Below are 13,221 nucleotides of genomic sequence, written 5' to 3'. Positions count from 1 at the left end.
GTTAGTACTGTAATTGAAATTCAACAAAATCTTTAGCAGGGAGGCCGATCTTGGTTTGCATTTTCCATTTGTCATCGTATGGCGTAACAATAACGCGCCATTTACCGTTAACGTCGGCATCAAAACTTGCACGCATCCAACCGTTGCCATCTGGCGTAAGTTTGACGTCAAAGTCACGTTCGGCAATGGTGACATGATTAAAACTCACATTAAGAACAGAAAATGTTTTTTCGATGCCAGTCGGTTTTAATACGATCTCGTTATCAGTCACTTGCATATCAAACTTGATACCAAGCTTTTGCGCCATTTTATACTTACCGATATCTTGGTTAATGGCTTTACCTTTTTTGTAGTAATCATCTACAACAACAGTATCAGCATTATCATTGGCGACCATAAATACAGTCGTACCAACACAGACAGAAACCAATGGCAGACCAAATACTAAATAAGTCCACGGCTCTTTATACCAAGGTGTATGCATAAAATTATTTCTCTGTTTCTTAGTCTCTTTTTATCAAAAATTGATTGTAAAGAGGGTTAAGTAAATTAATATTTGTTTAGTCAGTAGGCTAGTCACAGTGATTTTAGCGAACTAATTAAATAAATAGTAATTTATTAATCAAACTTAGTCTGTTGATTTTAATTCTAGTCTAAGCAAAATAAAACCCTGTGTAGCGATTGCTATACAGGGTTTTCTAAAGCAGTTATTAACTAATCTTGATTAGATAAACTGTAAACATAAGCACTGATAACGTGTACTTTATCTTCACCTAAGATGTTTTTCCAAGCAGGCATTACACCAGCACGACCGTTACGGATTGATTGTTGAATGCCTCGTTCTGAGCCACTGTATAACCAAATGTTGTCGTTAAGTGCAGGAGCGCCTAAAGGTATACCCATTGCAGTACTACCTTGGCCTTCACTACCGTGACAAGCCGCACACATTGCAAACTTTTCTTCGCCTTTTGCTGCAAGGGCAGAGTCGACTTTCGATGCGCGCTCAGGGTTTAAGCTAATTACGTAAGCCGCAACTTCTTTAACACCTTCTTCGCCACCTAGCATAGTGTCCCATGCGATCATACCTTGCGCTACACGACCATCAAGAATTGATGTTTTAATTGCATGTGCGTCGCCGCCATATAACCAATCGTTATCGGTAAGGTTAGGGAAGCCTTCTGTACCTTTAGCATCACTGCCGTGACATTGTGAACAATTTTGTAAGAATAAACGTTGGCCAATTTTTAGCGCAGCTTCATCTTTACTTAATGTTTCAATATCTTGTTCAGCAAATGCAGCGAATATAGGGCCAAATCTTTCATTAGCTCTATCTACTTCACGGTCATACTGAACGTTTAAACCAGCTTCTTTCGCCGCAGCAATTTGTGCTTTAGAGTCAGCTAAACTAACTACGTCTTGGTTTGAGCTTTTCCAACCTAATAGACCTTGGAAGTTACCTAAGCCAGGGTATAAAGCTAAGTAGCCAAAACCCCATATAATGGTAACTAGGAAGAAAGTACTCCACCATTTTGGTAGTGGGTTATTTAATTCTTCGATGCCATCAAACTCATGGCCCATTGATTCCCCTTCAGGAACACCTGCGAAGTTTTTGAGACACATGCGTAATAGTAACCAGCAACCTACTAAGGTTCCTAGTGTTAACACCCATATCCATATACTCCAAAATGTAGACATTATTTGTCTCCTTCGTTCTTATTCACTAAGTCGTTATTTTTATCGTTAACGTCAAATATAGAATTGGCGGCTTCATCAAATGATGTTTTACGTTTTTTGTTGTATGCCCAAAGTACTATGATGATAAATAGTACGAAGATTAATACCGTAAAAATGCCTCTTAAAGTGCCGTAATCCATAATTATTTCAACGCATGACCAAGTGATTGTAAATAAGCAATAAGAGCGTCCATTTCTGTTAGACTGCTCTGTCCCGTAATACTTTTGGTGGTAGCAAATTCTTTACCTGCATTTGCGATATCTTCGGCACTATAAAGTGGAATAGGGTTACCATTCTCGTCTTTATGGCTTCGATTTTTCGTAAGCATGTTAAAGATTTCCATTTTTCTTGCAGATAACTCGTTTGAGATTGGAGTTTCTGCTAACCAAGAATATGAAGGCATATTTGATTCAGGTACTACTGAACGTGGATCCATAAGATGAGCATAATGCCAATCATCTGAATAACGTTGTCCAACACGAGCTAAATCAGGACCAGTACGTTTTGAACCCCATAAGAACGGGTGTTCCCAAACTGATTCACCGGCAACACTGTAGTGGCCGTAACGTTCAGTTTCTGCACGTAAAGGGCGGATCATTTGTGAGTGACAGTTGTTACAACCTTCACGAATATAAATGTCACGACCTTCCATTTCTAACGCCGTATATGGACGAAGACTTTCAACAGGAGTGGTTGTTTCTTTTTGGAAAAACAAAGGCGTAATTTCTACTAAACCACCGATACTGATCGCAGCGATTGTCATTGAGAAGAACCAACCTAAGTGCTTTTCTACTTTTTCATGTTTATTGTGCATAGGTCTGCTCCTTAAGCCGTAACTTCTTGTTGTTCTAAACTACCGTCTTTAGCGCCGATAGTTTTGAACATGTTGTATGCCATTAATAGGAAACCAGCAACAACCAAACAACCACCAACAAAACGGATGAAGTAGAATGGGTATGACGCTTCCAACGACTCAACAAAGCTATAAGTTAACGTACCGTCGGTGTTAACCGCACGCCACATTAAACCTTGCATTACACCTGAAATCCACATTGCAACAATGTATAAAACGATACCTGTTGTATGTAACCAGAAGTGTACGTTGATTAATTTGATAGAGTACATGCGACCTTGGTTAAACAATACTGGGATCAAGTGGTACATCGCACCGATTGAAACCATTGCAACCCAACCTAGAGCGCCTGAATGTACGTGACCAACAGTCCAGTCAGTGTAATGTGATAATGCATTTACTGATTTGATTGCCATCATTGGACCTTCAAACGTACTCATACCGTAGAAAGATAACGATACGATTAAGAAACGTAAGATAGGGTCGTGGCGAAGTTTATGCCATGCACCTGAAAGGGTCATAATACCGTTGATCATACCACCCCATGAAGGAAGGAATAATACGATAGACATCACCATACCAACACTTTGCGTCCAATCTGGAAGTGCCGTGTAGTGTAAGTGGTGAGGACCAGCCCAAATATATAGCGATACTAGTGCCCAAAAGTGAACGATTGATAAACGGTAAGAGTAAACCGGACGTTCAGCTTGTTTTGGTACGAAATAATACATCATACCTAGGAAACCAGCGGTAAGTAGGAAACCAACGGCGTTATGACCATACCACCACTGCATCATCGCATCGATGGCGCCAGGGTATAGAGAGTATGATTTGGTTAACGTCAATGGCACAACCATTGAATTACCAATATGTAATACGGCAACGGTAATGATGAAACCACCAAAGAACCAGTTTGCTACATAAATGTGTGAGGTTTTACGCTTTAATAGAGTACCGAAGAATACAATCGCATAAGACACCCATACTAAGGTAATTAGAATATCGATTGGCCATTCTAGTTCAGCATACTCTTTAGAAGAGGTTAAGCCTAATGGTAACGTTATCGCTGCTGCTACAATTACTGCCTGCCATCCCCAAAATGTAAAAGGAATTAACTTGCCACCAAATAGGGCAGTTTTACAGGTACGTTGTACAACATAGTAAGATGTTGCAAACAGAGCACTTGTACCAAAGGCGAAGATTACCGCATTAGTATGTAATGGGCGTAAACGAGAGTATGTTAACCAAGGTGTTTCGAAGTTTAACGCAGGCCAGATTAACTGTGCTGCAATCAAAACACCAACTAAGGTGCCAACAATACCCCAAATTACAGTCATTACAGTAAATTGGCGCACAACTTTGTAGTTGTAATCCATTTCTGTCATATTGCTTTGACTCATATTAAAGGTTCCACATTTATATTTATAAAGTTGATGTGAGTATACTTAATTAATAGATTTTTGCTCTATAAGACAAAAGTCTACTAACTTATAGTTATAGTTCAAAAAAACAACACTTTATAGTTTGTTATTTTTCGGGGGCGATAATAATGCCTCAAAGCTACAATGTCACGTCATCTTGTTTAAAAATATGACTTGGATCAATAAAATGTGTAAATGTGTAACTAAAATGTACAATAAGTCGAGTTTTTCACTTAATGGAGCGGGATAAAATGAAAAAAGTGCGCAAAATATATACAGCCATTATGTTGATTTTTATCATTTTATTTTTCGTTGCCTTTAATATTCGATTTGACCACGTAGATGATCCACCTTTATCGAGTAAAGTCTGTGATTTTGAACAAAGCAGTTGTGTTAAGCGTACCAAAATGGGGCGTTTTGTTTTAAATGCGAATCCAAGCAGAATAAAATCAGAAACTGAAGTAAATTTTAAATTGACCTCAAAAAATCATTCACGAATAAAAATTAAATCGGCTTGGTTAGAAGGTAAAGACATGTATATGGGCAAGATCCCATTATTTTTTGAAGCCAATGAGCAAGGTTTTATTGCAGATAGCATGATTGGCGCTTGTACAGATGACTCAATGGTGTGGCAAATGGTCGTTAATATTGAAAAAAACAACATTACTCAAAAGCTTACCTTTGATTTTGTCAGTTACCGATAAAAGATACTGAACTCACCTCAATTAGCCAAGAGCTAACCATAGCGCAACACCGAACATTAACGTGCCTGAAATACGATTCATCAAACGTACGTTTTCAGCTTTAGCAATCAGTAAGCCTAGTGATTTACCGCCAGTTGCATAAATCATCATACAGACAAATTCTGAAATTAAGATAATGCCAACTAATAACACCAGTTGAATCGCGATAGATTTTTCTGCGTCAATAAACGGTGGTAGTAGGGTGATCATAAACGCCCAGCCTTTTGGATTGGCGATAGCAGTGACCAAACCCTGTAAAAACAATCCTCTACGAGAAACGGTTTGGGTAACTTCTTGATTCTGATGAATCGCCATCTTGCCCTTAGATAACCACATTTGTGTGGCCAAATAGGCAAGGTATAAAGCACCGACAATTTTAAATACATTAAAAATGCTAGGGAATTGCAGCATTAACGCGGCAACACCTAAGACAGCCGCAACAGCAACAATGGCAACACCGAGTAACTCACCCAGCATCATCCACATAGTGCGACGAACACCAATTGTCATGCCCAAGGTAAGAGCAAGCGTCATACACATTCCTGGGGTGATGCTAACAAAGAAAAATGTCGGGATGAAAATGGCTAGTACAGTGAAATCCAATTATGTAAACCTTTGTTGTTTAATGTGATTTATAATTATGTTGTGTTTTTAGTATGTTTATTAATAGTACACTTAATTAGATGAGAAAATTAACGTTGTTTGTATTAGCTCACTGAGGCGTTATTAATGTATGACATTTTATCATTTATTTGCAGTAATAAAATTTTTAATTAATTTACTTTAACTTATTGTGTTTGTTGTATTAGTTATGAGGCAAGTAATTAAAATGAAACCTTAAAATAGCTTGATTTTCTACTTTAAATTTGAAATATATAGATCACTAATAACAAATGAAAGTGAACTATTATGGCTAGAAAACCTCATAAAAAACCAATACATAGTAAGAAAAGCAGTAAAAAAGGTGATAACGTGGTGTTTTGGTCTGCGGGTATTTTTATCGCTATTATTCTGGTTTTTGTTATTGCTTCATAATATTTTGAATCGAAAAGCTTTTAGCGCTAACACATACTCACATAACCATCAGTTTCACTGATCCGTTTACACCATGCTTGTGTATTAGGGTAGTTATTCAAATCGAAGCCGCCTTCATCGGCAACATGGGTATAAGCATACAGAGCGATATCTGCGATAGTCAGTTGTTCAGTAACCAAATATTGATTATTTTCTAACTGAATTTCGATGGTTTGTAGCGCTTTGTTACCGCCTTCTTGTAATGATTCATATTGCGCTTTTCTATCATCAGGCAAACCTAAATAACGTTTAATAAAGCGAGCGACAGCAACAAAAGGCTCGTGACTGTATTGTTCGAAAAACATCCATTGATATACCTTAGCGTTTAAAAATCTATCATTAGGTAGGTATTCGGTGTCTTTTGCAAAGTAAGATAAGATCGCATTTGACTCGGTTAGTGTTTTGCCATCATCGAAAACAACTACAGGAATTTTGCCGCTCGGGTTAATGCTGAGGAAATTATCTGATTTGGTTTCTCCTGCAATAATGTCGACATGCTGCCATTGATGCTCAATACCTAATAGAGTTAATAGCAGTTTTACTTTGTAACAGTTACCGGAATTTATATCGCCGTAAACAATCATGTTTCTCTCTTTTATTATTTAAATTAATGTAGTTTTGATGGATTTGTGGAATAACATTCAATTTCTTGCAAAAAAAATAGCACTAAATAAAAAGATTTATTCAAAACGTACGGCAAGTCAATTAATATAGCGCGCAATTAATTACGCTTAATACTTACATTTTATACATACATTTTATACATACATTTTATACATACATTTGGGTTTCATCTATGAACAAACGTTTTAACTTTGCATCTGTTACGGCAATTTCTTTAGTTACGTTAGCGTTATCGTCGTTTACAACGACTGTCTTCGCTAAGTCTGCAAATTTTACCGAACAACAAATTAAACAAGTAGAACATATTAAAGAAGAAGCGCTTAAAAGCGACTTAGCTTGGGATATTGTTGAATCACTGACCACTGAAGTTGGTCCTAGAATGCCTGGTACACCTGGTGATGAAGCTGGTGTTGCATGGGCTGTCGCTAAATTCAACGCTATGGGCTTTGATAAAGTATGGACAGAGCCAGCGACGTTTCCTAAATGGATCCGTTACTCTGAATCTGCGTCTGTTGTAAGTCCTTCTCCACAAAAACTTCATATCACTGCGCTTGGCGGTAGTATTAGTACGCCAAAGGATGGTGTTGAAGCAGAAGTGATCGAGTTTGAAACCTTGGCCGATCTTGAAAATGCGCCAGAAGATGCAGCGAAAGGGAAAATTGTTTTTATTAACTATCGTATGGATAGACATCGTGATGGTAATGGCTATGGACCAGCAGTTAAAGCACGAAGTGGCGGCGCCGTTGCTGCTGCTAAAAAGGGAGCGGTCGGTTATGTGATGCGCTCTGTTAGTACTGCCCATCACCGCTTTGCACACACTGGCGGTAGCCACTATAAAGAAGGTGTTACTAAGATTGTGTCTTCTGCAATTTCAAATGCAGATGCAGATCAACTACAGCGCTTAATAGCGCTAGGTAAACCGGTAACTATCAATATAAACGTGCAAGCAAAATCAATGGGCGAAGGTACGTCTTACAATGTTATTGGTGAAATTACTGGTCAAGAATTCCCAGAAGAGTACGTTTTAATTGGTGGTCACTTAGATTCATGGGACCTAGGTACTGGCGCTCTAGATGATGGTGCAGGCGTTGCTATAACAATGGCAGCGGCAAAATTTGCAACAGCGCAGGAAAAACCAAAAAGAAGTGTTCGCGTAGTGTTGTTTGCTGCTGAAGAGTTCGGTTTATGGGGCGCTAAAGCATACGCTAAAGCACATGAAAGTGAATTGTCTAATATCGTTGCCGCTGCTGAGTCGGACTTTGGTGCGGATAAGATTTGGGGAATTGAATCAAATGTTGATGACAATTCATTGCCAGTGATCAAAGAAATCGCACAGATGTTAGAGTCTTTGAATGTTGAGTACATTGAAACAAACGCTGCTGGTGGTGGACCTGACTTAGTTCCTCTGCGTCCATTTAAAGTGCCGTCGTTTCGTTTAGCCCAAGATGGTACTGACTATTTTAACTATCATCATACCGCTGATGACACACTTGATAAAATAGATCCTGTGAAGTTACGTCAAAATGCTGCGGTATATGCCGTATTTACCTATATGGCAGCAAATTCAAAAACCAAAATCAGTGGTAAAAAGTAACTTAGCTATTTTCTGACAACAATTAATCCCCTCGTTATGGACCGGTGAAAGCCGGTCCAATTACTTTTCTAATAAAATTTTTACCGTACGTATTCTCTATTTATTTTTCTATGCCCTTACGTCATGGGGTGTGTGGCTATGTATTCCTATTAGGAATACTCCCTTGGAATATGTGTCATTTGTGTTAATAAAAATAATCGTTACTATTAACGGCATAAACTAATTAACACTTAATCAAAAGGTAAATGTTATGCAACTTAAACAGTCTCTAATCGCCCTATCTATTATCGTTGGTCTTTCTGCTTGTACTCAATCTGAAGCTCCAACTACTGAACAGTCTAATACTGTAGCAGCTCAGCAAATGTCTTCTGAAGGTACAATAATTATCACAGAAGAGAATTTTACTCATGCAGAAACTGCGCGTAACTTCCGTAATTGGACCGCATTAGGTGCAAACAAACAATTTGCTATGATGAGAGGGTTACCACCTCGCGGTAAAGATGCACCAACAGTTCAAATGAATGACGATACACTTTACGGCGTTGCCATTGTTAAAGCAGTAAACGGGAAAGTAACGTTCTCTATACCTCAAACTGATAACTATATGGCTGTTCAAGTGGTAACTGAACGTGGTCATGGTCAACATTATGTTGTTGAAGATGGTAAATACGACGTTGAAGTAGAATCAGGTTATGCATTCTTAATCTATCGCTCTGGTACAGAAAACGGTATTGATGCTGCGGTAGCAGGTCTAGAGAAAGTAAATGTTGCTGATTTTAATTTTGGTACTGACTACCAGGTTCAACCATACAACTATGATGAAGTTGAGCAATGGGTGCAAAAATATACGACTGAAGTAAACAATATGAGTAAGTTTACTTACACATTCCCACGTACATCAGACTTAGTAACTGATTTACACCAGTGGAACTTAGAAAACGCAGCAGGTTGGGGTGGTGCTAGCCCAGAAGCGTTTGTAGGTAACAAGTATTCAAATAGTCCTAAAATGAAAGCTGATGTTTGTTATACGACTACATTTGAAGACCCTGAAAATGAATTTTTCACTTCAATTACAGCGTATGATTCTGCTAAGTACTTAATTCCTGAAGTGAATAGCATTAGTTCTCATACTTGGGACAAAAATGCTGACGGTACAGTAACGATTTCATTTAACTGTGGCGATAGTGCTATGAACAATATTGATACACAAGGTCAAGATTTTACGTTTACTACTCGTCATTACGGCGTAAACCCTAAAATTATCGAAGCGTCAGACGACCCGATCATTGCCGGTGTAAAAGCAAAATAGTATAAGCATTGATTAGTTAAAACCTCAAAACATTGAGGTTACTATTTAAAAAGAGAGCCTTCAAAGGGCTCTTTTTTTGTTTGTCGGCATCGATATTGTTTAAGAATTTCAACGCGATAAGGTTACGGATGTTTTGTTTTACAATCGTTGTGTTAGTATTGTTTTTAGCAATCAACTGCTATATCGGATATAACAAATGAATAAACCATCGTTTAATGACAGTCGAATTTTAAACTACTTAAAGTCAGGTCGTATTCTGTTATTAGATGGTGGCATGTCTAACCAATTAGAAGCTCAAGGTTTCAATTTAAACAATGAACTTTGGTCTGCAAAAGTGCTGCTTTCAAACCCCCGCGCAATTGTAGAAGCACACCTTCATTATCTTGAAGCAGGTTCTCAATGTGTTATTACAACGAGTTACCAAGCATCCATCTCAGGATTGATCAAAACTGGATTAAATGAAACTCAAGCAAAGGATCTAATTCTTAGTTCTGTTACTCTCGCTGAACAAGCTGTTGAAGAATATATGGTAAGTAATCCTTGTGCTGAAAGACCATTTGTTGCGGCAAGTATTGGTCCTTATGGTGCAAGTTTAGCCGATGGCTCTGAATATCATGGCGATTATGGCGTGGCAGATGCCGTGCTAATTAAACATCATAAAAAACAAATTGGGCTGCTAGCGGCAACTAATGCAGATATATTCGCCTGTGAAACGATACCAAGTTTGCAAGAGGCCCTAGTGTTAAAACAGTTATTAGCCGAGCAAAAAAAGCCAGCTTGGATAAGCTTTTCATGTAAGGACGATAGGCACTTATCTGATGGTACGCCGATTGAAGACTGTGTTCTTGAATTTAATCAATGCTCTAACCCAGTAGCGTTAGGCGTTAACTGTACTAACCCTAAGTACATGGTTAAGCTCATAGAAAGAATTAAAGTAACTTGCCCTGACAAATTCATTGTAGTGTATCCTAATTCTGGTGAAGTTTTCGATGCGACTAATAAAACATGGCATGGCACTGCATCCCCAAATGAGTGTGGTTCGGCATCAACAAAGTGGCAAAAAGCAGGGGCTAATATAGTAGGGGGCTGTTGCCGTATGGGGCCGGAGCATATTGTTTCAATCAAACAGGCTTTAAAGTAAGCTTGATTTGTAGAGTCTCATCTAAACTACTAGATATTTGACGTTAACTATCTGAAAAGGTTAAGGTCTCTTATGAGCGAATAGCGGAAATCGGCAGAATAAGGAATTAGTTATGTATGTGATAAGGAATGTTGGAATTAGCTTTCTAATTTGCTTTTTTATGATTGGCTGCGTTGCTTTGCCAAAAGAAGACAAGGCACATATCGATACTTGTGATCTTGATAGCAAACGAAAAAGGGTTGAAATAGTTGGATTAGGTAAGAATCTTGGGCACGCTAGCGATTCAGGTTCCCTTATACTAATTGGCCCTATCACGAGCGTATTCACTACTATTTATGTGGGAGTCAACAATACCTATCATTACGGTGAAGAACTATTGAAGTGCAGTGAGACGTAACAACCTCAAGGCGTTAACAGCAGAGAATGTCGTATTTGCTTCGGTCATGAATCTAGCGTAAATTATTGATTAATAAATGCAGAGGCGAGCGACCGCTGCGAGCGATAAACGGAAGAAAGAATTTAACTATGAAACTATACAAAATCGTTTTATTTTTAGCTTTTTGTCTTACTGGATGCAGTGCTAGCTTAGATGTAAATGAATTAGAATCTGTTGGCAATTCTAAGCCTATAGAACTGAGAGAAAACGAATTATATGCTATGACTTTTACGGTCAATAAGGTAAATTATTATTATGCATCTTATCATGTTAAGCCATACGACAAATACCTAGAAATCTTATGGGAGAATGAAAAGGTAGTATCGGTTTCTGAGTTGACTACACGAAAAGAAGCCACAGTACCTGAGCTAACGTCTTGTACACACTTCCCATTTAATCCAGGCATTGATGTAGATTCTTGTTTAACCAATAAAACCAAAAACATAAAAAAATCTAACTCAGCACATTGGCAAGAATCAATTTCTGATAATGGACATTATAAAAGTAAACACACTCCAAACATCTTAGATATCTACATTGGTATTCCCCTAGTGGTAATAGCATCTCCATTTATTTTACATGATGATTATTCAATTCGAAAAGCAAGAGAAAACTTTCCATTAACATTAAGCAAAAACAATAATTTAAGAAAGTTTTTAGATGAATTGCCAGAAGAGCGAGTGTCAGAAGTTGAGAACAAGGGAACTGCTTATATAGGCAAGGGTTTACTATATAAAGTGCCATCTATTGCTTTTGGTTATGAAGGTGAAAATATCCAATGGATAGCATACTCTCCCAAATGGACATGCTCTCCAATTGTTTTTCGTGGCGCTACCTGTGAAATAGTTAGCAATAAGGAAAGTTAGTAATCGTTTGCGTCTTTTTGCTAACTAAAGTAAGTTAAATCAATTACCTAACGGCTATAAAGAGCGATAAGCGGAAATTAATACATGGTTGGCACAATGAATGGATTTATTAAGTATCAATTAGCATTACTACTGACGCTCCTTGCTACAAATGCACATTCCAGCGATATTTCATGGTTCCAAGGAAAATGGATAACAGACTGTAAGGAATCATTGAATAAAACTTTTCCTGAAACGAAAAACCCCACTACATTCGAAATTAATAGTGTATGCGGTATCAGGTGGTATATTACTCAAGGAAAAATAGTATCTACCAATCATGTTACGACTGATACTGGAAAGTTTGAGTTGCAACCTCTCAGTGAAAGTGAGTTTAATCTATTGATTGGCGATAAAGGGAAAAAGCTTACTTTGAAAGTAAAAAGGAATGATTCTGGATATTGTGCTCAACACAGTCCAGTTGAAGTATATTCCAACGGACAGTATGAAACTGTTCAACCTCCTGAAGTATTATGTTTTATACGAGATGATAAATAACTCTACTTCCGCTTTTGGCACAAAGCAGCCATTAAGGTTCTCTTTATTTAGGACAAAAAAAGCCCGCTAGTTAGCGGGCTTTTCTTATTTGGCTCCTCAACCTAGGATTAAACTAGGGAGAAACGGCTATTTTACATCAGTCAGTCCGTTGTATTGCAACGATTAATATAAAACGCACTTTAATGTGGCTCCTCAACCTGGACTTGAACCAGGGACAAACGGATTAACAGTCCGTTGCTCTACCAACTGAGCTATTGAGGAATAATTTTTTTAAGTAGTATTATTAGCTACTTTTAATGTGGCTCCTCAACCTGGACTTGAACCAGGGACAAACGGATTAACAGTCCGTTGCTCTACCAACTGAGCTATTGAGGAATAATTTTTTTAAGTAGTATTATTAGCTACTTTTAATGTGGCTCCTCAACCTGGACTTGAACCAGGGACAAACGGATTAACAGTCCGTTGCTCTACCAACTGAGCTATTGAGGAATTGTTCTTTCTTTGATTTAACTAAGTCTTATTTGAGTGCTTTGTAAATCATGTAACGGTCAATTTAACCATCACTAAATATTTGGCTCCTCAACCTAGAATTAAACTAGGGAGAAACGCTGATTTTAACATTTGCCAGTCCGCTCGGACTGTCGTTTGTAAAATCGAGTGACCGTTATATTAACCATCACTAAATATTTGGCTCCTCAACCTGGACTTGAACCAGGGACAAACGGATTAACAGTCCGTTGCTCTACCAACTGAGCTATTGAGGAATAATCGTAAGCAATTGCTTATCGGGGCGGAATATTAGCTATCTAATTCGGCACTGTCAACAGGAAAAATGATAATAAATTGGATCAAGGTGTCAATTGCTTGTTTTGCATACAAATAGTATGGC

At 38.0% G+C, this 13,221-nt stretch carries 14 protein-coding genes and 4 tRNA genes; 7 read left to right on the top strand and 11 right to left on the bottom strand.

Annotation, left to right across the window (positions count from 1 at the left end):
* Position 1: 1 nt before the first annotated feature.
* The 5 genes from LT090_RS09100 to ccoN form a co-directional block, all read right to left on the bottom strand.
* Positions 2-484: a FixH family protein gene (locus tag LT090_RS09100; RefSeq protein ID WP_068545562.1), complete on the bottom strand. Its 483-nt coding sequence runs from the start codon at positions 482-484 to the stop codon at positions 2-4.
* A gap of 230 nt (positions 485-714) precedes the next feature.
* Complete coding sequence (gene ccoP, locus LT090_RS09095) at positions 715-1,695, bottom strand: cytochrome-c oxidase, cbb3-type subunit III (protein ID WP_068545563.1); 981 nt, start codon at positions 1,693-1,695, stop codon at positions 715-717.
* On the bottom strand, positions 1,695-1,874 hold the full coding sequence (locus LT090_RS09090) for a cbb3-type cytochrome oxidase subunit 3 (RefSeq protein WP_068545564.1): 180 nt from the start codon (positions 1,872-1,874) through the stop codon (positions 1,695-1,697). The genes ccoP and LT090_RS09090 overlap by 1 nt, the downstream gene beginning before the upstream one ends.
* Positions 1,875-1,876: 2 nt before the next feature.
* Positions 1,877-2,548, bottom strand: coding sequence for a cytochrome-c oxidase, cbb3-type subunit II (gene ccoO / locus LT090_RS09085; RefSeq protein WP_068545565.1), 672 nt, complete (start codon positions 2,546-2,548; stop codon positions 1,877-1,879).
* Positions 2,549-2,559: 11 nt separating this feature from the next.
* Entirely contained in the window at positions 2,560-3,987 is a 1,428-nt protein-coding gene (gene ccoN / locus LT090_RS09080; protein ID WP_068545566.1) for a cytochrome-c oxidase, cbb3-type subunit I, read from the bottom strand.
* A 272-nt stretch (positions 3,988-4,259) separates the two neighbouring features.
* On the opposite strand from ccoN, the gene LT090_RS09075 reads away from it, so the two are divergent.
* Positions 4,260-4,712 carry a hypothetical protein gene (locus LT090_RS09075; RefSeq protein WP_068545567.1) on the top strand — a complete coding sequence of 151 codons (453 nt, stop codon included), beginning with the start codon at positions 4,260-4,262 and terminating at the stop codon, positions 4,710-4,712.
* 21 nt (positions 4,713-4,733) lie between these two features.
* Here LT090_RS09075 and LT090_RS09070 read toward each other — a convergent pair whose 3' ends face one another.
* Positions 4,734-5,354: a LysE family translocator gene (locus tag LT090_RS09070; RefSeq protein ID WP_068545568.1), complete on the bottom strand. Its 621-nt coding sequence runs from the start codon at positions 5,352-5,354 to the stop codon at positions 4,734-4,736.
* Between the two features lie 306 nt (positions 5,355-5,660).
* Between LT090_RS09070 and LT090_RS17205 the strand changes: the two genes are divergently transcribed.
* A complete protein-coding gene (locus tag LT090_RS17205) occupies positions 5,661-5,786 on the top strand; it encodes a hypothetical protein (RefSeq protein WP_257785269.1) in 126 nt (41 codons plus the stop codon).
* 26 nt (positions 5,787-5,812) lie between these two features.
* On the opposite strand, the gene LT090_RS09065 is transcribed toward LT090_RS17205, so the two are convergent.
* Positions 5,813-6,409 (bottom strand): glutathione S-transferase family protein, encoded by a 597-nt coding sequence (locus tag LT090_RS09065; RefSeq protein ID WP_068545569.1) that lies wholly within the window; start codon positions 6,407-6,409, stop codon positions 5,813-5,815.
* Positions 6,410-6,621: 212 nt separating this feature from the next.
* On the opposite strand from LT090_RS09065, the gene LT090_RS09060 reads away from it, so the two are divergent.
* From LT090_RS09060 to LT090_RS09035, 5 genes are all read left to right on the top strand, one after another.
* Positions 6,622-8,043, top strand: a complete 1,422-nt coding sequence (locus tag LT090_RS09060; protein ID WP_068545570.1) for a M20/M25/M40 family metallo-hydrolase — start codon at positions 6,622-6,624, stop codon at positions 8,041-8,043.
* A gap of 250 nt (positions 8,044-8,293) precedes the next feature.
* Entirely contained in the window at positions 8,294-9,352 is a 1,059-nt protein-coding gene (locus LT090_RS09055) for a DUF1214 domain-containing protein (RefSeq protein WP_068545571.1), read from the top strand.
* Positions 9,353-9,548: 196 nt separating this feature from the next.
* A complete protein-coding gene (gene mmuM, locus LT090_RS09050) occupies positions 9,549-10,493 on the top strand; it encodes a homocysteine S-methyltransferase (RefSeq protein ID WP_068545572.1) in 945 nt (314 codons plus the stop codon).
* 525 nt (positions 10,494-11,018) lie between these two features.
* A complete protein-coding gene (locus tag LT090_RS09040; RefSeq protein WP_068547904.1) occupies positions 11,019-11,795 on the top strand; it encodes a hypothetical protein in 777 nt (258 codons plus the stop codon).
* Between the two features lie 84 nt (positions 11,796-11,879).
* Positions 11,880-12,332 (top strand): hypothetical protein, encoded by a 453-nt coding sequence (locus LT090_RS09035; RefSeq protein WP_068547903.1) that lies wholly within the window; start codon positions 11,880-11,882, stop codon positions 12,330-12,332.
* A gap of 185 nt (positions 12,333-12,517) precedes the next feature.
* Here LT090_RS09035 and LT090_RS09030 read toward each other — a convergent pair.
* The 4 genes from LT090_RS09030 to LT090_RS09015 all read right to left on the bottom strand — a co-directional run bounded on the left by LT090_RS09030 (position 12,518) and on the right by LT090_RS09015 (position 13,096).
* Positions 12,518-12,593 (bottom strand) — tRNA-Asn (locus tag LT090_RS09030).
* A gap of 38 nt (positions 12,594-12,631) precedes the next feature.
* Positions 12,632-12,707 (bottom strand) — tRNA-Asn (locus tag LT090_RS09025).
* A gap of 38 nt (positions 12,708-12,745) precedes the next feature.
* Positions 12,746-12,821 (bottom strand) — tRNA-Asn (locus tag LT090_RS09020).
* A 199-nt stretch (positions 12,822-13,020) separates the two neighbouring features.
* Positions 13,021-13,096 (bottom strand) — tRNA-Asn (locus tag LT090_RS09015).
* Positions 13,097-13,221: the final 125 nt, after the last annotated feature.

Source organism: Thalassotalea crassostreae, from assembly GCF_001831495.1.
GTDB lineage: Bacteria > Pseudomonadota > Gammaproteobacteria > Enterobacterales > Alteromonadaceae > Thalassotalea_A > Thalassotalea_A crassostreae.
This window is presented reverse-complemented; position numbering and strand designations above follow the sequence as displayed.